Origin of the sequence: Caenispirillum bisanense (assembly GCF_039523075.1) — a bacterium.
Lineage (GTDB): Bacteria > Pseudomonadota > Alphaproteobacteria > Rhodospirillales > Rhodospirillaceae > Caenispirillum > Caenispirillum bisanense.
In genome coordinates this window covers 23,133-43,647 of sequence record NZ_BAAAEP010000044.1, presented here as the reverse complement: position 1 = coordinate 43,647, position 20,515 = coordinate 23,133, and the positions used below count along the sequence as shown (strand labels likewise).

Below are 20,515 nucleotides of genomic sequence, written 5' to 3'. Positions count from 1 at the left end.
CGCCCTTGGGCGAGGCCTTGCGCCGGCCGCCGGTCCGGGTGCCGCCGCCGCTGGAGGACGGCCGCCGCGTCTTGGTGGCACCGCCGGCGGCTGCCTTGGCGCCGGCCGGGGCGGCAGCCGCCTTCTTGCCCGTGCCCTTGCGCGCGCCGGCACTGCCGCTGCCGCCGCCGGCGGCCGAGGCGGTGGAGGAACGGGAACGGGAGCCGGAACCGGTCTTTTCAGCCACGAAAACGCATCCTGAGGGAAAGGCGACGGGCGGTGGACGGACCCCGCCGCCACCGCTTGCGCCGCAACCTTAGCACTTTCGTCCAGAGGCTTGAAGAGTCGCCGGAAAGTTTCATTTGCCGGCGATCTTTAGTGGCAGCCGCCGCAACCGTCGCCGGCCTCCGCCAGGCTTTCCAGGATCGGGCAGTCGGGGCGGTCGTCGCCGTGGCAGCGGTCCATCAGGTGGGTGAGGGTGTCGCGCATGGACTGCAGCTCGGCCACCTTGCGGTCGATCTCCTCCACCCGCCGGGCCGCCAGCGCCTTCACATCGGCCGAGGCGCGGGAGCGGTCCTGCCACAGGGCCAGCAGGTCGCCCACGTCCTTCACCGAAAAGCCGAGGCCGCGGGCGTGCTGGATGAAGCGCAGCCGCTCCACGTCCTTGTCGGTATAGACGCGATAGCCGCTGGCGGTGCGTCCGGCCTCGGGGATCAGGTCGATGCTCTCGTAATAGCGGATGGTCTTGGCCGGCACGCCGGACTTCTTCGCCGCCTGGGAGATGTTCATGCCGCACCCCCTTTCCACCGCCGCAGCAGCAGCGAGTTGGACACCACGCTGACGCTGGAGAAGGCCATCGCCGCGCCGGCGATCACCGGCGACAGCATGCCGGCCGCCGCCAGCGGCAGCGCCACCACGTTGTAGGCGAAGGCCCAGAACAGGTTCTGGCGGATCTTGGCATAACCCCGGCGCGACAGTCCCAGGGCATCGGGCAGCAGGCCGGGATCGCCGCGCATGAGGGTGATGCCGGCGGTGTGCATGGCGACGTCGGTGCCGGTGCCCATGGCGATGCCGACATCGGCGGCGGCCAGGGCCGGGGCGTCGTTGACGCCGTCGCCGACCATGGCGACCACATGCCCCTCGGCCTTCAGCCGGGCGACTTCGGCCGCCTTGTCCTCCGGCAGCACCTCGGCCACCACCCGCTCGATGCCGAGGGCGGAGGCCACCGCATGGGCGGCGCGGGGGTTGTCGCCGGTCAGCATCACCGGCACCACGCCGGCCGCCTGCAGGGCGGCGACGGCGCCACGGGCGCTGTCCTTCACCGTGTCGGCGGCGGCCAGGAAGCCGAGCAGGCGGCCGTCGGCCTGCGCCAGCCACATGATGGTGCGGCCCTGTTCCTCCAGCGCCGCCGCCCGCTCGGCCAGCGGCGCCGTCTCCACCGACCGCTCGCGCATCAGACGCGGCGAGCCGAGCAGGATCGACCGCCCCTCCACCACCGCCGCCAGACCGCGCCCGGCCAGGCCCTGGAACTCGGCCACCGGCGGCAGCGCCAGCCCGTGCCCGGAGGCGGCGGCCAGCACCGCCCGCGCCAGCGGATGCTCGCTGCCCTGCTGGGCGGCGGCGGCCAGGCGCAACACCTCGTCCTCGGTCGCGCCGGGGGCGGCGGCGACGTCGGTGAGTGACGGGCGGCCCTCGGTCAGGGTGCCGGTCTTGTCGAAGATGACGGCGGTGACGCCATGGGCGCGCTCCAGCGCCTCGGCGTCCTTGATGAGGATGCCGCGCCGTGCCGCCATGCCCGTCGCCACCATGATGGCGGTGGGCGTGGCGAGGCCGAGGGCGCAGGGGCAGGCGATCACCAGCAGCGACACGGCGGCGACGAAACCGGCCTCCGGCGCCCCGCCGACCAGCCACCAGCCGAGGAAGGTGAGCACCGACAGCGACACCACCACCGGCACGAAGATGGCCGAGATGCGGTCCACCAGCTTCTGCACCGGCGCCTTGGACGCCTGGGCGTTCTCCACCAGCCGGATGATGCGGGCGAGCGTACTTTCCGCCCCCACCGCCGTGGCGCGGACGCGGATCAGCCCTTCGCCGTTGATGGCGCCGCCGGTGACGGCCTCCCCCGGCTCCCTGGTCACCGGCATGCTTTCGCCGGTGATGAGGCTTTCGTCGACCGAGGTGCGGCCCTCCACCACCACGCCGTCCACCGGCAGTCGCTCGCCGGGGCGGACCACCACGATGTCGTCGGCGGCGACCAGTTCGGCCGGCACCTCCAGCACCGCACCGTCGCGCTCCACCCGCGCCGTTTCCGGCCGCAGCTTCATCAGCGCCCGGATGGCGGAGGCGGCGCCGCGCTTGGCCCGCGCCTCCAGCACCTTGCCGAGCAGCACCAGGGTGATCACCACCGCCGCCGCCTCGAAATAGAGGCCGTGGTGGTCGTCGCCGGCCAGCACCCGCCAGGTGGAGAGCCCCCAGGCGGCGCTGGTACCGAGCGCCACCAGCACATCCATGTTGCCCGCGCCGCCCTTCAGGCTGTTCCAGGCGCCGGTGTAGAAGCGCCAGCCGATGACGAACTGCACCGGCGTCGCCAGCGCCAGCTGCCACCAGCCGGGCAGCATGGCGCCGCCCAGCAGCTCCGCCACCATGCCGCCCACCAGCGGCAGGGTGAGCACGGCGGCGGCGGCCAGGATCAGCAGTTCGCGCCGGTTTTCGGCCTGCCGGCGGCGCTCCGCCTCCTCCCCCGCCGCGGCACCGGAAACCGCCGGCGCCGCCTCGAAGCCGGCGCGGCGGATGGCGGCGATGACATCGGCCGGCGTCGCCACACCGTCGAGCACGGTGACCGACGCCCGCTCCGTCGCCAGATTGACCGAGGCGGAACGCACCCCCGGCAGCTTGCCCACCACCCGCTCGATGCGGGTGGCGCAGGCGGCGCAGGTCATGCCGGATATGGCGAGGTCGAGGGTCGACTCGGGCACCGAGAAGCCGGCGCGGCCCACCGCCCCCGCCAGATCGGGCACGGCGACGGCGGCGGGGTCATAGCGGATGTCGGCACGCTCGGCGGCCAGCGACACCTGCGCCGCCGCGACGCCCGCCGTCTTCGTCAGCACCCGTTCCAGCCGGGTGGCGCAGGCGGCGCAGGTCATGCCGCGCACCGGCAGCACGACTCGGGCTGCGTCGGACCCGCTGACGGGCGCCGGCGACTCTGCGGCGGCGGTCTGTTGGGCCATGGTGATGATCCTTCCCAAAACTGGAATGTTGACCCCAATGTGGGCGTTCCAGCGGCTGGAAGGTCAAGGGCCTTGCGCCCCTTCCCCGGACGGGGTGCCCCCTTCGCAGCTAAATACCTGTGATAATTCGACCTTCTCAGTCATTGACATAAATCTGTAACCTGGGCGTCATAAAGCTTTCCCACGTCGCCGGTATAAGGGAGGGCGAACACTCGCCGGTGGTTTCGCGCAGGGGTACACAAGGCGCTCGGCGGGTTCGGCCTTAATCATCCTCCAACCGCAAGAGAGGAAACACCATGACCGTCCTGTCCACGCTGAGCCGCCGCACGCTGCTGAAGGCGTCCGCCGCCGGCGCCGCCGTTCTGGCCGCTCCCGCCCTGGTGCGCAATGCCCGTGCGTCGTCGGGCGAGGTGAAGATCTTCGCCTGGGCCGGCTACATCTCCGACGAGATGCTCGCCGACTTCCAGCAGAAGACCGGCATCAAGGCGACCTACACCCCCTACGGCACCAATGACGAGCTGCTGAACCAGCTGCGCGCCACCAAGGGCCGCGGCTTCGACCTGATCATGCCGACCGTCGACCGCGTGCCGAACTACGTCGACTTCGGCCTGGTGCAGCCCATCGACGACAGCAAGATCAAGTGGGACGGCGTCATCTCCGCCCTGGTGAAGGGCTCCGAGACCCGCGGCGCCATGGTCGACGGCAAGCGTTACCAGGTGCCGTCCGACTGGGGCACCGAGGCGCTGGCCTTCAACCGCGACAAGGTGAAGGCGGAATACGGCACCCTGTCCTATGGCGACCTGCTGCGCGACGACCTGGGCGGCAAGATCACCCTGCGCGGCCATTCCTCGCTCATCGGCATCGGCCTCTACCTGGAGAGCATCGGCAAGCTGCCGCACCCGCTGATGGAGCAGTTCAAGCCCGGCAACGAGGCGGTCGCCCGCGCCAACTTCGACGCCATCCTGGCCGAGGCCGTGAAGGCGAAGAAGAACGTGGTGCAGTTCTGGACCAACGAGAACGAAGCCCAGGGCGCCTTCCGCACCAACGGCGCCGTGCTCGGCCAGACCTGGGACTCCACCGCCTACGCCCTGCAGAAGGAAAACCTGCCCATCGGCTTCATGGCGCCGAAGGAAGGCGCGCTGGCGTGGATGGAAGGCTTCAGCATTCCGGCCGGCGCCGAGAACCTTGAGCAGGCCTATGCCTTCATCAACTGGTTCTACACCCCGGAAGCGGGCGCCATGTACACCGAGAAGAGCGGCATCGCCAGCGCCTCGGTCGGTGCCGAGGACAAGCTGGGCGAGACCTGGAAGTCCTTCGTCACCGAAGCCTATCCGGCCGATGCGCTGGACAAGCTGTGGTGGTGGCCGGTGCAGGACCCGGCCTATGTCGCCATCCGCAACGAGTACCAGGACCGCTTCCTGTCGGCCTGACCTGTCCCGTAAGGACCGGCCGCCCGCGGCGCTTCGGCGCCCGGGCGGCCGTCCCCGTTTCTGACGAGGCCCCATGAGCCAGAGCGTCGATCTCGACCACGTCACCATGCGCTTCGGCGACTTCACCGCCGTACGCGATGCCCACCTGACCATCAACGGCGGCGAGTTCTTCAGTTTCCTCGGCCCGTCCGGCTGCGGCAAGACCACCATCCTGCGCCTGATCTCCGGCTTCATCGAGCCGACCGAAGGCGCGGTGCGCATCGGCGGCCAGGACATGCGCGGCCTCGGCCCCAACCGGCGGCCGACCACGCTCATCTTCCAGAACCTCGCCCTGTTTCCGCTGATGACGGTGGCCGAGAACATCGCCTTCGGCCTGGAGGTGCGCGGCGTGCGCCGCGACGTGCGCCGCAAGCGCGCCGACGAACTGCTGGAGCTGGTGGCCCTGCCCGGCATCGGCGACAAGCGGGTGTCGGAGCTGTCGGGCGGGCAGAAGCAGCGCGTCGCCATCGCCCGCGCCCTGGCGGTGGAGCCGCAGGTGCTGCTGCTGGACGAGCCGCTGTCGGCGCTTGATCTGAAGCTGCGCCAGCACATGCGGTCGGAACTGCGGTCGCTGCAGAAGCGCACCGGCGTCACCTTCATCTACATCACCCACGACCAGGGCGAGGCGCTGGCCATGTCCGACCGGGTGGCGGTGATGGACGTCGGCCGCATCGAGCAGGTGGACACCCCCGAACGCCTCTACGACGACCCGGCCAGCCCCTTCGTCGCCGGCTTCGTGGGCGAGAACAACCGCTTCCCCGGCCGCGTCACCGACATCCTCGACGGCCTCGCTTGCGTCGACACCCCCGCGGGGCGGCTGGTGGCGCGGGCCGGCGACGGCGTGCGCAGCGGCGATGCGGTGATCCTGTTCGCCCGGCCGGAGCGCATGCGCATCATTTCCCCGCGCGACGGCAGCGTGGCGGAGAACCGCATCCCGGTCACCGTCGCCGACCGCGCCTTCGAAGGCGCCTTTGCGCTCTATTCCCTCGTCACCGCCGGCGGTCACCGGCTGAGCGCCCATCTGGTTCATACCGGCAGCGAGGGCATCCGCCCCGACATCGGCGAGACCACCGTCGTCGCCTTCCGCCCGCACGAGGCGGTGGTGCTGCCCGCCCCCGCCGACGGCCGCGTCGGCGCCGATGCCGACGCCGGGGCGGAGGCCGTGGCATGACCACCCTCGTCCGCCGCTACGGCTGGCCGCTCGCCGGCATCATCCTGCTGCTGTGCGTGTGGTGGGTGGTGGTGATGGTCATCCTGCCGCAGCTGGTGATGGTGGACTATTCCTTCCGCTTCAACCTGCTGCCCCGCGACATCGGCACCGAGAAGGACGTCTGGACGCTCAGGAACTACCAGACCCTGTGGGGCAACCAGATCCACCTCGCCATCTTCTTCAAGACCATCTGGGCGAGCTGCCTGGTCACCGCCGTCACCTTCCTGGTCTGCTATCCCATCGCCTATTACATGGCGCAGGTGGCGCGCGGGCCGCGGGCGGGGCTGTTCGCCGTGCTGCTCATCATCCCCTACTGGGTGAACGAGATCCTGCGTACCTTCGCGTGGTACATCCTGCTGTCGCGCGGCGGCCCCATCAACGAGGCGCTGATGGCCCTCGGCCTGATCGGCGAGCCCATCGACCTGAAGCAGGGCGATGTCGGCGTCATCCTCGGCATGGTCTATGCCTACATCCTGTTCATGGTGTTCCCGCTCTACACCGCCATGGAGAGCCTGGACCGCAACCAGATCGAGGCCGCCCGCGACCTTGGCGCCTCCATCCCGCGCATCCACTGGCGGGTGGTGATCCCGCATTCCAAGCCGGGCATCGCGACGGGCTGCATCATGACCTTCATGCTTGCCGCCGGCTCCTACGCCGTGCCGGCGCTGCTGGGGTCGCCGGGCAGCCGGTGGTTCACGGAAATCATCTACAACTGGTTCTTCGAAGGCGGCGACTGGCCGCAGGGGTCGGCCTATGCCTTCATCCTGCTGCTGCTCTGCCTCGGGTTCATCCTGCTCATGCTGAAGCTGTTCAAGGTGCGGCTGGGGGACATCGCGAAATGACCGACGTGGCCCCCGACCGCCTTGCCGCCCTGGCCGAAGCCCAGGCGCCCCGCCCTCACCCCCGGCCGCGCCGCTCCGCCGCCCCCGCCACCTCGGGCGCCGAGCGCCTGCGGCGCGGGCTGACGCGGTTCTATCTGGTGCTGTTCTTCGCCTATCTGTTCCTGCCGCTCGCCATCATGTCGGCGGCCACCTTCAACGACAGCCGCTTCCCGACCGTGCTGCCGTGGGTGGGCACGACCACCAAATGGTTCGGCGTGCTGCTGGACGACCGGCTGATGTGGGACGCCCTGTGGACCAGCCTGATCGTCGGCGCCGGCGTGGTGGCGGTGTCACTGCCCACCGGCGTCGCCGCCGCCCTGCTGCTGAGCAGCCTGCACGCGCGGGCGCGCAACATCGTCTATGCCCTGATGGTGTCGCCGCTGCTGACGCCGGGGGTGATCATCGGCATCTCGACGCTGATCTTCTGGGACCGCGCCTTCGGCATGGCCGGCGGCGTGGTGCTGACCATCCTGGCGCAGGCGAGCTTCATCACCGGCTATGTCATGCTGATGGTGCTGGCGCGCATGCAGCGCTTCGATCCGGGGCTGGAGGAAGCGGCGCTCGATCTGGGCGCCAGCCATGCCCAGGTGTTCCGCCGCATCACCCTGCCCTTCCTGATGCCGGCCCTGGGTGCGGCGGCCGTCATCGCCTTCCTGCAGAGCTTCGAGAACTACAACACCACCCTGTTCGTGAAGGGCCTCGACACCACGCTGACGGTCTATCTGGCGAGCCAGGTGCGCACCGGCCTGACGCCGGCGGTGAATGCGCTCGGCGTCATCCTCATCGGCATCACGGTGGCGGGGGCGGTGCTGTACGAAGTGAAGCGGCGGGCCGACCTGCGCCGGCAGGAAGGGCGGTAAGGCAGGCGGCACCGGCGCCGCCGCCACCCCCTACCCCTCCTGCTGCGCCAGGTCTGCCAGCGTCTTCAGCAGGCGCTTGGCGCCGTCGATGCGTTCCTTCGGCGTTTCCCACTTGCGCTGCACCACCAGCCGGTGATCGGGGCGGACCTTCACCGTCCCCACCTGCTGGCTGATGAAGCGCACCAGGCCGGCCGGGTTGGGGAACCTGTTCTCGCGGAAGCCGACCACCGCGCCCTTCGGCCCGGCGTCCAGCTTCTCGACGCAGGCGATGCGGCAGAAGGCCTTGATCGCCACGATCTCCAGCAGGTTTTCCACCTCCGGCGGCAGCGGACCGAAGCGGTCGATCATCTCGACGGCCAGCGCCTCGATCTCCTGGCTGTCGGTCACGTCGCCGATGCGGCGGTAGAACGACAGCCGCAGGCCGAGATCCTTGACGTAGGTGTCGGGGATCAGCACCGCCGTCCCCAGGTTGATGCTGGGCGCCCAGTCGCTCGCCACGTCGTCGCCCAGGCCCTCGCCCGACTTGGCGGAGGCGACGGCTTCCTCCAGCAGGTGCTGGTACAGCTCGATGCCCACTTCCTTGATGTGGCCCGACTGCTCGTCGCCCAGCAGGTTGCCGGCGCCGCGGATGTCGAGGTCGTGGCTGGCGAGGTTGAAGCCGGCGCCGAGCGTATCCAGCGTCTGCATCACCTGAAGCCGCTTTTCCGCCGCCGCCGTCAGCGGCTTGTTGGGCGGCAGGGTCAGGTAGGCATAGCCGCGCGCCTTGCCGCGCCCGACGCGCCCGCGCAACTGGTAGAGCTGCGCCAGCCCGAACATGTCGGCGCGGTGGACGATGATGGTGTTCACCGACGGCATGTCGAGGCCGGATTCGATGATGTTGGTCGCCAGCAGGATGTCGTATTCGCCGTCGGCGAAGGCGGTCATCACCTCTTCCAGCTGGGTCGGCGCCATCTGGCCGTGGGCGATGGCCACCTTCACCTCGGGCACCAGACGGCTGAGGCGGTCGGCCACCCGGTCGATGTCGGCCAGCCGCGGGCAGACGTAGAAGCACTGGCCGTTGCGGTAGCGCTCGCGCAGGATCGCCTCGCGCACCACCACGCCGTCGAAGGGCAGCACGAAGGTGCGCACCGCCAGGCGGTCCACCGGCGGAGTGGCGATGATGGACAGTTCCCGCACGCCGGTCAGCGCCAGTTGCAGGGTGCGCGGGATCGGCGTCGCCGTCAGGGTGAGAACGTGGACGTCGGCGCGGAACTGCTTCAGCCGCTCCTTGTGCGCCACGCCGAAGTGCTGTTCCTCGTCGACGATGACGAGGCCGAGGCGCTTGAAGGTCACCGACTTCGCCAGCACCGCATGGGTGCCGACCACGATGTCGAGGGTGCCGTCGGCCAGTTCCTTCTTGGTGGCCGCCGCGTTCTTCGCCGTCACCAGCCGCGACAGCTGGCCGATGCGCAGCGGCATGCCCTGGAAGCGATCCAGGAAGGCGCGGTAGTGCTGGCGGGCGAGCAGGGTCGTCGGCACCACCACCGCCACCTGCATGCCCGACATGGCGGCGACGAAGGCCGCCCGCAGCGCCACTTCCGTCTTGCCGAAGCCGACGTCGCCGCACACCAGCCGGTCCATGGGACGCCCCTTGCCGAGGTCGTCGATGGTGTCGGAAATGGCCTTCAGCTGGTCTTCGGTCTCGGTATAGGGGAAGCGGGCGCAGAACTCGTCCCACAGCCCTTCCGGCGGCGTCAGGCTCTGGGCCGGCTTCAGCTGGCGCACGGCGGCGATGCGGATGAGCTGTTCCGCCATGTCGCGGATGCGCTCCTTCAGCTTGGCCTTGCGCGCCTGCCACGCCGGGCTGCCCAGGCGGTCGAGCGTCACCCCCGCCGTCTCCGAGCCGTAGCGGCTGAGGACGTCGATGTTCTCCACCGGCAGGAACAGCTTGTCGCCGCCGTCGTAGATCAGGCGCAGGCAGTCGTGCGGGGCGCCGCCAACCTGCAGCGTCTCCAGCCCGTCGTAGCGGCCGATGCCGTGTTCCACATGCACCACCAGATCGCCTTCGGCCAGCGCCGAGACGTCCTGGATGAATTTGTCGCTTTTCTTCTTCTTGCGGGCCGGGCGGGCAAGCCGGTCGCCCAGCACGTCCTGTTCCGAGATCAGCGCCACGTCAGGGCCGGTGAAGCCGTGCTCCAGCCCCAGCACCAGCATGGCGACGCCCTTGGGGCCGACCTTGCGGGCGTCGGCCCAGGTATCGACGTACTCCAGCCCGGCGATACCATGCTCGCGCATGACGCCGCCGATGCGGTCGCGCGAGCCGGCGGAATAGCAGCACATGACCACCGTGCGGCCCTGCTGCTGCAAGCCGACCACATGCTGGCGCAGGGCGTCGTAGACGTTCTCCCCCGGCCGGGCGCGGACATCGGCGAAGTCGCGGCCCGGCAGGCCGCCGTAGTCCACGGCGGTGGAACCCACATCCGGCGCCGCGAAGGGCGAGAACAGGGCGTGCGGGCGGGCATTCAGCAGGCGGTCGAACTCGTCGCCGACCAGATACAGCCGCTCCGGCGGCACCGGGCGGTAGACGAAGCCGCCCTCGGCCATGTTCTGGTCGGAGAGGGTGCGGCGGGCCTCGTAGTATTCCTGCACCATGTCCAGGCGGGCGGTGCGCGCTTCCATGGCCTGGTGGTCGAGCGTCACCACCGCCTCGGGCACATAGGCGAACAGGGTGTCGAGGCCGTCGTGGAACAGCGGCAGCCAGTGTTCCATGCCGTTGAACTTGCGGCCCTCGGAGATCGACTCATAGAGCGGGTCGCCGCCCGTGGCCGCCCCGAACAGCTCGCGGTAGCCGGTGCGGAAGCGGGCGATGCCGTCGTCGTCGAGGAACACTTCCGACATGGGCTTCAGCAGCACCTGCTCAGCCTTGCCGGTGGTGCGCTGGGTCATGGGATCGAAGGTGCGGATGCCGTCCACCTCGTCGCCGAACAGGTCGACACGGAACGGTTCGTCGCTGCCGGGCGGGAACAGGTCGATGATGCCGCCGCGCACCGCGTATTCGCCGGGCTCCATCACCTGTTCGGCGCGGCCGTAGCCGTTGCGGGCGAGGTAGAGCGACAGCTCTTCCATGTTCACCGTGCCGCCGAGGCGGATGGCGAACACCACCTGCGCCAGTTCCTCCCGCCGCGGCACGCGCTGCACGGCGGCGCCCACCGTCGCCAGCACGATGCGCGGCCCCTCGCCACCGGTTCGCGGCTGGCCGAGGCGGGAGAGCGCGTCGATGCGCCGCGCCACGATGTCGACGTTGGGGCTGACGCGGTCGTAAGGCACGCAGTCCCACGCCGGGATCTCCAGTACCTCCACATCCGGCGCAAAGACCGCCAGCGCCTCGCGCAGGGTGGCGAGGCGCACGTCGTCGCGGGCAATGTGGAGGAGTTCCGGGGCGACGCCGGAGCGGGCGAGGTCGGCCAGGAACAGGGCGTCCATGCCTTCCGGCAGGCCGGCGACGGTGCGGCGGCCGGCGGCGGCGAACAGCCTTTCGAAGTCGGACACCGGCCGGCTCACCGATAGGCTTCGCGGTCGGCGGGCTCGAAGGCCTTCAGCATGGCGAAGACATCGTGATCGTGGCGGGCCGGCACCGGCTGGCGGTCCATCACCCAGTCCATGATGTCGAGGTCGAGTTCGTCCATCAGGTTTTCCAGCCGATCCACCTGATCGGGCGTCAGGCTGTCGATATGGGTCTCGACGAAGCGGCCGATCATCACGTCGGCCTCCTTCATGCCACGGTGGTTGGCGCGATAGATCAGGCGCTTGCGGCGAATCTCGTCCACGGGGGCTTGTCCTGCTCTGCTGGTACGCGGGCGGTGCGGTAGGATATATAGCCTCCACACCCTCCTGTCAGCAGCCGTCCGACCCGAGACATGCGCCCCGAGATCCTCTACCCCCTGTTCGCCCCCCTGACGGTGCTGCCGGGCGTCGGCCCCAAGCTGGCGCCGCTGGTGGAGCGTCTGGTGGAGGGTCCGCATGTGGTGGACCTGCTGTGGCACCTGCCGAGCGGCATGATCGACCGCCGCTTTTCGCCGCCGCTGACCGAGGTGCCGGAGGGCCGCGTCTGCACCTTTGTCGTCCGCGTGCTGGAGCATCACAGCGGCTTCGGTCCGCGCTCGCCGACGCGGGTGGTGTGCGGCGACGGCTCCGGCGGGCGGCTCCATCTGGTCTATTTCCACCTCAAGCGCGGCTTCATCGAGAAGATCCTGCCCATCGGCGCCACCCGAGTCGTTTCCGGCAAGGTCGAGTTCAGCAGCTATAACGAGCCGCAGATCGTCCACCCCGACCACGTCGGCCCGCCGGAAGACCTGGAGGGGTTGCAACGGGTGGAGCCGGTCTATCCCATGACCGCCGGCGTGCAGCCGCGGGTGCTGGGCAAGGCCATGCTGGGGGCGCTCGGCCGGGTGCCGGTGCTGCCGGAGTGGCTCGACCCGGCGCTGAAGGCCCGCCACGGCTGGACCGACTGGGACGCCGCCCTGCGCACCGCCCACGCGCCGGAGGACGACGAGGACCTGAGCGCCATGGCCCCGGCCCGCATGCGGCTGGCCTATGACGAGCTGCTAGCGAACCAGCTGGCGCTGCTGCTGGTGCGGCAGAGCCAGCGGCGCCTGTCCGGCCGGGCGCTGACGGGCGACGGCCGGCTGCGCGACACGGTGCTGGCCGCCCTGCCCTTCGCGCTGACCGGCGCCCAGGCGCGCAGCCTGGAGGAAATTTACGCCGACATGGCGGAGCCGACGCGCATGCTGCGGCTGCTGCAGGGCGATGTCGGCTCCGGCAAGACGGTGGTGGCGCTGCTCGCCATGCTGAACGCGGTGGAGACCGGCGCCCAGGCGGCCATGATGGCGCCGACGGAAATCCTCGCCCGCCAGCATCTGGCGACCCTGGAACCGCTGGCCAGGGCCGCCGGCGTGCGCATCGGCCTGCTGACCGGGCGCGACAAGGGCAAGGCGCGCGAGGCGCTGCTGGCGGAACTGGCGGCCGGGTTCATCGACATCGTGGTCGGCACCCACGCCCTGTTCTCCGAGGACGTGGCGTTCAAGGATCTCGGCATGGCGGTGATCGACGAACAGCACCGCTTCGGCGTCCACCAGCGCCTGCAACTGGCTGCCAAGGGCCGGGCGCCGGACGTGCTGGTGATGACGGCGACGCCCATCCCGCGCACCCTCACCCTGACGCTCTACGGCGACATGGATGTCAGCCGCCTGGACGAGAAGCCGCCCGGCCGCAAGCCGGTGCAGACCCGCACCGTCTCCACCAGCCGCCTGGACGAGATCGTCGGCGCCGTCGACCGCGCCGTGCAGGGCGGTGCCAAGGTCTACTGGGTGTGCCCGCTGGTGGAGGAGAGCGAGGTTTCCGACATGGCCGCCGCCGAAGAACGCTGGGCGCACCTGCGCGAGCACTTCGGCGACCGCGTCGGCCTCGTCCACGGCAAGATGAAGCCGGCTGACAAGGACCGGGTGATGGAAGCCTTCGCCGGCGACGGGCTCGACGTGCTGGTGGCGACGACGGTGATCGAGGTCGGCGTCAACGTGCCGGAGGCGACGGTGATGATCATCGAGCACGCCGAACGTTTCGGCCTCGCCCAGCTGCACCAGCTGCGCGGCCGCATCGGGCGTGGCGACCAGGCCTCCACCTGCCTGCTGCTGTTCGCCGAGCCGGTGAGCGAGACGGCCCGCGCCCGCCTGACCATCATGAAGGACACCGAAGACGGCTTCCGCATCGCCGAGGAAGACCTGCGCCTGCGCGGCGGCGGCGAAGTGCTGGGCACCCGCCAATCGGGCCTGCCGGAATTCAAGCTGGCCGACCTGGCGGTCCACGGCGAGTTGCTGGCGATTGCCCGCGACGACGCCCGCCTGATCGTCGACCGCGACCCCGACCTGCAAGGCGACCGCGGCAAGGCGCTGCGGGTGCTGCTCTACCTGTTCGAACGCGACGAAGGCGTGAAGACCCTGCGCAGCGGGTGAGGCTGTTTTCTTTCACCACCAAGACACAAAGACACCAAGGGGGCTGTGCAGGCGGCAGGTACTCCCCAAGCCCGCATGCAGAAGGATTCCTGCGCGCTGCGCGCGCACCGGATCATGCCGGACAGGAAGGTGTGCGACCACCATCCCGCCGCAGCCTCTTTGTGTCTTGGTGTCTTGGTGTCTTGGTGGTTCAACAAAACCCCTACTTGAGCCCCCGATCCCGCTGGATCTGGTCCCACGCCGCGTTGATGGTCTTCATCTTTTCCTCGGCGACGGAGATGAATTCCTCCGGCAGGCCCTGGGCCGCCAGAGCGTCCGGGTGGTTTTCCCGCAGCAGTTTGCGGTAGGCCGCCTTCAGCTCGTCGTCGGAGGCGGAGCGGGCGGCGCCCAGCACCGCGTAAGGGTCCGGCCCGCCGCCCATGGCGCGGGAGCGGCCGCCGTCTCCGCCGCCGCCGGCGCCGCCATAGCCGGTGCCGGCCGAGCGGGCGCGGGCCACCGCCGCCGCATCCAGCCCGAAGATCTCCGCCACCCGGGCAAGGAAGGTTTCCTCCGCCGGGTGCAGGTCGCCGTCGGCGCGGGCGATGAGGTAGAGGGCGGTCAGCAGTTCCTCCAGCACCGCCGGGCTGTCGCGGAACAGGCCGGCGATCTGGCGGGCGTAGACCTCGAACCCGTCCGACGACTGGCGGGCGGCATCGAACACCTTGCCCACCGTCGCCACTTCCTCCGGCGGAATGCGGAAGATGCGCTTGAAGGCGTCGATTTCCGCCCGCGTCACCACTCCGTCGGCCTTGGCCATCTTGGCCGCCAGCGTCACCACCGCCACCGTGAAGGCGACCTGGCGGGCGCGTTCCTTCATCGCCCCCAGGGCATCGCCGTCGAACAGGCGCGGCTTGTCGTCGCCCTGGCGGTTGCGGTCGTGCGCCATGTGGCCCACCGCCACGCCGATCAGCGCCCCCAGCGGACCGCCGAGCAGCAGCCCGGCCGCACCACCGATGATCTTGCCCCAGATGCTCATGCCTGCGTCGTCCGTTACCCGCTGTTCTTGACGGAAGGTTTCGCGAGCCTGCACCATGCGGGCCGCCCGTTCCAGTCCCAAACGCGAAGGACCCGCCTGTCGTGCCCGCCACCCGCGAAGACCTGCTCGCCCTGCTGGACCGCCTGGGCGTCGCCCACACCACCTACGACCACATCCCCGTGTACACGGTGGAGGAGGGCAATCAGGTGTGGCACACCATCCCCGGCCGCCACTGCAAGAACCTGTTCCTGAAGGACGGCAAGGGCAAGCTGTGGCTGGTCACCGCCCCCAGCGACCGCGCCATCGACCTCAAGACCCTGCCGGAGAAGATTGGCTCCAAGCGCCTGTCCTTCGGCAAGCCCGAGCTGTTGATGGAAGTGCTGGGCGTCGCGCCCGGCTCGGTCACGCCCTTCAGCCTGGTCAACGACACCGAACGCCGCTGCACCGTGGTGTTCGACGCCGAGATGATGGCCGAGCCCCTGTGCGGCTACCACCCGCTCGACAACGCCGCCACCACGGTCATCCACCCCGACGGCCTGCGCGCCCTGGTCGCCCACACCGGGCACGAGATGCACGTCGTCGACTTGCGTTGATTAAGTAACCCCCCGTTTCCCCCTTTGCCCGTGAGGCTGCCATGCCCGAAGGAACCGCCGCCCTGACGCCCCGCACCGCCCCCGACGCCCTCATCGCCGAGCTGAAGAGCCTGCTCGGCGACCGCCTCTCCACGGCGGCCGCGGTGCGCGAGCAGCACGGTCGCGACGAGAGCTTCCACCCCGTCGCGCCGCCCGATGCCGTCGCCTTCGCGCAGTCGACCGAGGAGGTGGCGGAGATCGTCAAGGCCTGCGCCCGGCATGGCGTGCCGGTGGTGCCCTTCGGCACCGGCACCTCGCTGGAGGGGCATGTGGCGGCCATCCACGGCGGCATCTGCATCGACGTCAGCGGCATGAACCGCATCCTGGCGGTGCGGCCGGAGGACATGGACGTCACCGTGCAGGCAGGCGTCACCCGCAAGCAGCTGAACGAGCACCTGCGCGACACCGGCCTGTTCTTCCCCATCGACCCCGGCGCCGACGCCAGCCTCGGCGGCATGGCGGCCACCCGCGCCAGCGGCACCAACGCCGTGCGCTACGGCACCATGCGCGAGAACGTGCTGGCCCTGACCGTGGTGCTCGCCGACGGCCGCATCATCCGCACCGCCCGCCGCGCCCGCAAATCCGCCGCCGGCTACGACCTGACGCGGCTGTTCGTCGGCTCGGAAGGCACGCTGGGCGTCATCACCGAGGTGACGCTGAAGCTCTACGGCATCCCCGAGGCCATCCTGTCGGCCGTCTGCCCCTTCCCCGGCGTGGCGGAGGCGGTGAACACCGTCATCCAGACCATCCAGACCGGTGTGCCCATCGCCCGCATCGAGTTCCTGGACGACAACCAGATCCGCGCCGTCAACAGCTTCTCCAAGACCTCGTATGCTGAGGTGCCGACCCTGTTCTTCGAGTTCCACGGCTCCGACGCCGGCGTCGCCGAGCAGGTGGAGATGGTGCAGGCCATCGCCGCGGAGCACGGCGGCACCGACTTCCAGTGGGCCCGCTCCACCGAGGACCGCGAGCGCCTGTGGCACGCCCGTCACAATGCGTACTATGCCGGCCTGAGCATGAAGCCGGGCGGCAAGGGCTTCTCGTCGGACGTCTGCGTGCCGATCTCCCGCCTGGCCGAGTGCATCGTCGAGACCAAGAAGGACCTGGAGGCCTCCGCCCTGTTCACCGCCGTGGTCGGGCACGTGGGCGACGGCAACTTCCACGTCCTCTTCGTCTTCGACCCCGACAACCCCGCCGAGGTGGCCGAAGCCAAGCGCCTGAACGCCCGCGTGGTCGACCGCGCGCTCGCCATGGACGGCACCTGCACGGGCGAACACGGCGTCGGCCTCGGCAAGATGCAATACCTGGAAGCCGAACACGGCCGCGACGCCCTGGACGTCATGGCGGCCGTGAAGCGGGCGCTCGACCCGGCGAACATCATGAATCCGGGGAAGGTGGTGGGGGTGTGAGGGCCGGGGGCGGCCGCTGCCGGGTGACGGTGGCGGTCGCTTCGTTCTCAAGGGCATCTGCTGCGGGAGGGAGCCTATGACGCGACGGCCGGTGACGACCGGGTGCGGAGGCGGAGTGGTGAGGTGCGGCAGGCCCGCATCGAAGACCCGGAAGACATCCTCGCCGCCCGCGATGCTTCGGGCGGCGAGGCCCTGCCCCTGGACTACGCCCGCCGCATCATCATGGACGAGTCCCACCCTGTCCGCGTCTGGCGCGAATACCGCGGCCTGACGGTGGACGCGCTGCCCGAGCGGGCGGGGATGGAGCCTGGGTACGTGGCGGAGATTGAAACTGGCGACAACGTCGGCAGCACCACTGCCTACCACCAACTTGCAGCGGCGCTGGAGACGACTGTGGTTGCGCTGGTGATGCGCAGCAAGCCAGACAGCATATAGTTCTTGCTAGCCAAGCAGCGCTGACAGGCTTGTTAGGTTATCAACCCAAGGTTTATTTAGCGGATGGCTCAATTCCACCGTCGGCGCATTATGTTTATTCTAGATTATGACTAAGTTGAAAAAGGTGCTGCATTAATGAATTATGCACTTTCGTTTTGAGTGGTTGCGTGAGACAGTATCTTGAGCAAACCATCAGGAGGGGGGGGGGTGTGGTGGCGGTTGTTGGCATCGAGATGAAGCAAGGAGAAGTAAGGTACTGTGTCCTAGATGGAACAAGGCAGAGCCCGACCTTCGTTGAGCACGGCGTTAAGCATTTTGGCTTACCTGCGGAAGCGCCAGAGTTGATGGATTTTTTCCGGCAGACCTTTGAAGAAATCATCAATACATATAAGCCTGAAGCGGTAGGATATCGGATTGCTCTGTCGGTGCCGCCGAGTGTTAAGAAGGCAGAGCAGTATCCATATCTCTATTTCTCTTGCGGGATGCTCTGCCTTATCTGTCATGACAACAACATTCCGGCGACGATGTTTAATGGAAATTCTTTTGGCGCGGCGTTTTTTGGTGGTGCCAAGGGAAACAAGATGACTTTGTGTGACGGGATTGTCGGCCAGCACCCACCGAAGTGGGATGATTCTGCTCGGATGGCAGCTTTGGCGGCGTTGGGGGTTTTGTCGTGATTCCGGTATGCCATCCTGATGCGTTTCGCGAAGACGAAGAGGTCCTGTCTAAGTATAGGATCATCAAGGGCTTAAAAAGTGGTGCTCATGGGAGCGTCTATCTGGCCTATAATTTCATCGCAGATAGGCAGGTTGCCTTAAAAAAGATACCGATTAATGGGGAACATGAATATTCAAGGATAATTGAGTCCAGAGCCCAAAGTCTTTGCGATCACCGAAACGTTGTTAAATTTTACTCTGGTGATGTCGCTGAGAGGAATAATAAGAGCTTTCTACTCATAGAAATGGAGTATATTCCTGAGGGGTCTCTGGCTGATAGGATCGAATGCGAGTTTGTTCCAGTCGTAGATTCTGTTGGATATATTAAGGACGTTCTTTTTGCACTGGAACGTGCCAATAGCTTGGGAATAATTCATCGTGATGTTAAGCCGGCAAACATTATGTTGTCCAGGCCAAACGCAAAATTGTCTGACTTTGGGGTTGCCTACGACATGAACCTCGGAATGGAGGTTCTGCCGAACCGTTTCTATCTGCCGCACGGATCGCCAGAGGCAATTTCAGGTGACAATTTTGGGCCTCAGTCGGATGTTTTTTGTTCTGGTGTTGCTCTTTTTTCTGCCGTCAATAATATTTCAGGTATTAGCGGTATTGTTAATGCGCGTATTTCGGACGCGGACTTTTGGTCTGCTGTCAAGGCAGGTTCTCTGATTAATAAAATCGGATTTGAAAAGTACGTTCCGAATAAAGTGAGGCGTATAATATCGACGGCTTGCGCTATTGATCTTGGCGTTCGCTACAAGGTATGTCGTGAATTTAGAAATGCCCTGGAAAGAATCCGTTTTAAGAACGACTGGGTCCCCACTAGCTCAGATCAGACGCAATGGAGATCTTCGCTTGATAAGGGTTCCGAAATTGTCATATCTGGAACGAAGCGATATACAGTTGATTTGGTTGTAGGTGGGCGCAGGGTTCGTCCGCGCCAGACTCAGCATGACCTTCTGTCAGATGCGAAGGCAGCCGTACTAAAATTGGTTCGTGACACTACGGCGGAATAGAATCACCTCTCCCACAAAGGCAATGGTAACTATGCCTGGAACTCCGTTCTTCCCACCCTACCCCAACCTCCGCTACCCTCCCGCCCCAGCACCAACAACCGCACCCAAGGGAGGGGCATCCCCATGAGTCATCTGCGCAAATACCCCGATGCCGAGGGGTTCTTCGGGAAGTTCGGCGGCAGTTTCATTCCGCCCGAGCTGGTGCCGCACATGCAGGCCATCACCGATGCCTACCTGCGCATCTCGCGGTCGGCGCAGTTCGTCAATGAGCTGCGCCACATCCGCAAGCACTTCCAGGGCCGGCCCACCCCCGTCTCCTACGCCGCCAACCTGTCGGAGCGGCTGAACGGCGCGCGCATCTACCTCAAGCGCGAGGACCTCAACCACACCGGCGCCCACAAGCTCAACCACTGCATGGGCGAGGCGCTGCTCGCCAAGCATATGGGCAAGAAGAAGCTCATCGCCGAGACGGGCGCCGGCCAGCATGGCGTGGCGCTGGCGACGGCGGCGGCCTACTTCGGCATGGAGTGCGAGATCCACATGGGCGAGGTGGACATCGCCAAGGAACACCCCAACGTCGTGCGCATGAAGCTGCTCGGCGCCACCGTGGTGCCGGTCGGGTTCGGCGGCCGCACCCTGAAGGAGGCGGTGGACAGCGCCTTCGTGTCCTACCTGAAGGACCCGGAAACCACCCTCTACGCCATCGGCTCGGTGGTCGGGCCGCACCCGTTCCCCATGATGGTGCGCGACTTCCAGTCGGTGGTCGGCTTCGAGGCGCGCGACCAGTTTGCCGAGATCACCGACGGCCGCCTGCCCGATCACGTGGTGGCCTGCGTTGGCGGCGGCTCCAACGCCATGGGCATCTTCGCCGGCTTCATCGATGACCCCGACGTCGCCCTGCATGGGGTCGAGCCGCACGGCACCGGCACCGAACTCGGCCAGCACGCCGCCACCATCACCTACGGCGAGGAAGGCGTCATCCACGGCTTCCGCTGCCTGATGCTGAAGGATGCCGAGGGCAACCCGGCGCCGGTGCACTCCATCGCCTCGGGCCTTGACTATCCGGGCGTCGGGCCGGAGCACAGCTTCCTGCACGAAAGCGGCCGGGTGCAGTACGCCGCCGCCTCCGACGAGGACACGCTGAACGCCTTCTACGCCCTGTCGCGGCACGAGGGCATCATCCCGGCGCTGGAAAGCGCCCACGCGGTGGCCCACGCCATGAAACTGGCGAAGCAGCGCCCGGCGGGCGAGTGCATCCTGGTCAACATCTCGGGCCGCGGCGACAAGGACATCGACTACGTGGTCGACACCTTCGGCGACGGGCGGGATCGCGCGCTGTTCGGGTGACAGCGGCGGTTTCACCACCAGGTGACAAGTGTAACCTGTCGAGTGGTTCCTGGGCTCCATGAGGCGTAGAGGGAGCACCAGGAATCTCGACAGGCCGCGAGATGCAAGCTTTCAGGAGGTTGTCCATCCGGCCCTGAGCGAGGATCCTGAAGTTGCTAAGACTTCGGCATTCCGAGAGGAGCCGGGTGGACCTCCACCGGCGGCCCGGCCGCCGATCGCACCGGGGCCAAGGCATGCAGGAAGGCGACAGTCTTTTGGCCGACAAGGGCTAACACACCTCCCCTCCGTCGCGGTCATAGGTCGCGGCGAGGACGTTTCTAGCACTCGATCGG

General features: G+C 67.8%; 17 protein-coding genes. 11 read left to right on the top strand and 6 right to left on the bottom strand.

Translation table 11 applies throughout. The features are described from left to right. The 3 genes from ABD056_RS17230 to ABD056_RS17220 form a co-directional block, all read right to left on the bottom strand. Nucleotides 1-226: hypothetical protein (locus ABD056_RS17230; RefSeq protein WP_343868643.1), on the bottom strand; the 226-nt coding region annotated here is incomplete at its 3' end. Between the two features lie 128 nt (nucleotides 227-354). Then, entirely contained in the window at nucleotides 355-768 is a 414-nt protein-coding gene (gene cueR / locus ABD056_RS17225; RefSeq protein WP_343868641.1) for a Cu(I)-responsive transcriptional regulator, read from the bottom strand. Next, the gene (locus tag ABD056_RS17220) at nucleotides 765-3,206 is read right to left on the bottom strand and encodes a heavy metal translocating P-type ATPase (RefSeq protein WP_343868639.1); all 2,442 of its coding nucleotides are present in this window, start codon (nucleotides 3,204-3,206) and stop codon (nucleotides 765-767) included. Before ABD056_RS17220 ends, cueR begins: the two co-directional genes overlap by 4 nt. Nucleotides 3,207-3,502: 296 nt before the next feature. Here ABD056_RS17220 and ABD056_RS17215 point away from each other — a divergent pair, with 296 nt between their 5' ends. The 4 genes from ABD056_RS17215 to ABD056_RS17200 all read left to right on the top strand — a co-directional run bounded on the left by ABD056_RS17215 (nucleotide 3,503) and on the right by ABD056_RS17200 (nucleotide 7,626). Continuing rightward, nucleotides 3,503-4,636 carry an extracellular solute-binding protein gene (locus ABD056_RS17215; RefSeq protein WP_343868637.1) on the top strand — a complete coding sequence of 378 codons (1,134 nt, stop codon included), beginning with the start codon at nucleotides 3,503-3,505 and terminating at the stop codon, nucleotides 4,634-4,636. Nucleotides 4,637-4,709: 73 nt separating this feature from the next. Then, on the top strand, nucleotides 4,710-5,846 hold the full coding sequence (locus ABD056_RS17210) for an ABC transporter ATP-binding protein (protein WP_343868636.1): 1,137 nt from the start codon (nucleotides 4,710-4,712) through the stop codon (nucleotides 5,844-5,846). Then, nucleotides 5,843-6,727, top strand: coding sequence for an ABC transporter permease (locus ABD056_RS17205; RefSeq protein ID WP_343868634.1), 885 nt, complete (start codon nucleotides 5,843-5,845; stop codon nucleotides 6,725-6,727). Before ABD056_RS17210 ends, ABD056_RS17205 begins: the two co-directional genes overlap by 4 nt. Then, nucleotides 6,724-7,626 carry an ABC transporter permease gene (locus ABD056_RS17200; RefSeq protein WP_343868633.1) on the top strand — a complete coding sequence of 301 codons (903 nt, stop codon included), beginning with the start codon at nucleotides 6,724-6,726 and terminating at the stop codon, nucleotides 7,624-7,626. Before ABD056_RS17205 ends, ABD056_RS17200 begins: the two co-directional genes overlap by 4 nt. A gap of 30 nt (nucleotides 7,627-7,656) precedes the next feature. Here the strand turns inward: ABD056_RS17200 and mfd are convergent, their stop codons facing one another. Then, a complete protein-coding gene (gene mfd, locus ABD056_RS17195) occupies nucleotides 7,657-11,154 on the bottom strand; it encodes a transcription-repair coupling factor (protein ID WP_425545050.1) in 3,498 nt (1,165 codons plus the stop codon). Nucleotides 11,155-11,162: 8 nt separating this feature from the next. Further along, on the bottom strand, nucleotides 11,163-11,432 hold the full coding sequence (locus tag ABD056_RS17190) for an FAD assembly factor SdhE (protein ID WP_343868631.1): 270 nt from the start codon (nucleotides 11,430-11,432) through the stop codon (nucleotides 11,163-11,165). Between the two features lie 90 nt (nucleotides 11,433-11,522). Between ABD056_RS17190 and recG the strand changes: the two genes are divergently transcribed. Then, nucleotides 11,523-13,613: an ATP-dependent DNA helicase RecG gene (recG, locus tag ABD056_RS17185; RefSeq protein ID WP_343868629.1), complete on the top strand. Its 2,091-nt coding sequence runs from the start codon at nucleotides 11,523-11,525 to the stop codon at nucleotides 13,611-13,613. Nucleotides 13,614-13,815: 202 nt separating this feature from the next. On the opposite strand, the gene ABD056_RS17180 is transcribed toward recG, so the two are convergent. Further along, entirely contained in the window at nucleotides 13,816-14,628 is an 813-nt protein-coding gene (locus tag ABD056_RS17180) for a TerB family tellurite resistance protein (protein ID WP_343868628.1), read from the bottom strand. A gap of 101 nt (nucleotides 14,629-14,729) precedes the next feature. Here ABD056_RS17180 and ABD056_RS17175 point away from each other — a divergent pair, with 101 nt between their 5' ends. From ABD056_RS17175 to trpB, 6 genes are all read left to right on the top strand, one after another. After that, nucleotides 14,730-15,221, top strand: coding sequence for a prolyl-tRNA synthetase associated domain-containing protein (locus ABD056_RS17175; RefSeq protein WP_245913623.1), 492 nt, complete (start codon nucleotides 14,730-14,732; stop codon nucleotides 15,219-15,221). Nucleotides 15,222-15,262: 41 nt separating this feature from the next. Further along, nucleotides 15,263-16,669: an FAD-linked oxidase C-terminal domain-containing protein gene (locus ABD056_RS17170; protein ID WP_343868626.1), complete on the top strand. Its 1,407-nt coding sequence runs from the start codon at nucleotides 15,263-15,265 to the stop codon at nucleotides 16,667-16,669. Nucleotides 16,670-16,792: 123 nt separating this feature from the next. Further along, nucleotides 16,793-17,104: a helix-turn-helix domain-containing protein gene (locus ABD056_RS17165; protein ID WP_343868624.1), complete on the top strand. Its 312-nt coding sequence runs from the start codon at nucleotides 16,793-16,795 to the stop codon at nucleotides 17,102-17,104. Nucleotides 17,105-17,313: 209 nt separating this feature from the next. Then, nucleotides 17,314-17,781, top strand: coding sequence for a hypothetical protein (locus ABD056_RS17160; RefSeq protein ID WP_343868622.1), 468 nt, complete (start codon nucleotides 17,314-17,316; stop codon nucleotides 17,779-17,781). Then, on the top strand, nucleotides 17,778-18,836 hold the full coding sequence (locus ABD056_RS17155) for a serine/threonine-protein kinase (RefSeq protein ID WP_343868620.1): 1,059 nt from the start codon (nucleotides 17,778-17,780) through the stop codon (nucleotides 18,834-18,836). Before ABD056_RS17160 ends, ABD056_RS17155 begins: the two co-directional genes overlap by 4 nt. Nucleotides 18,837-18,959: 123 nt before the next feature. Further along, nucleotides 18,960-20,183 carry a tryptophan synthase subunit beta gene (gene trpB, locus ABD056_RS17150; RefSeq protein ID WP_343868618.1) on the top strand — a complete coding sequence of 408 codons (1,224 nt, stop codon included), beginning with the start codon at nucleotides 18,960-18,962 and terminating at the stop codon, nucleotides 20,181-20,183. Nucleotides 20,184-20,515: the final 332 nt, after the last annotated feature.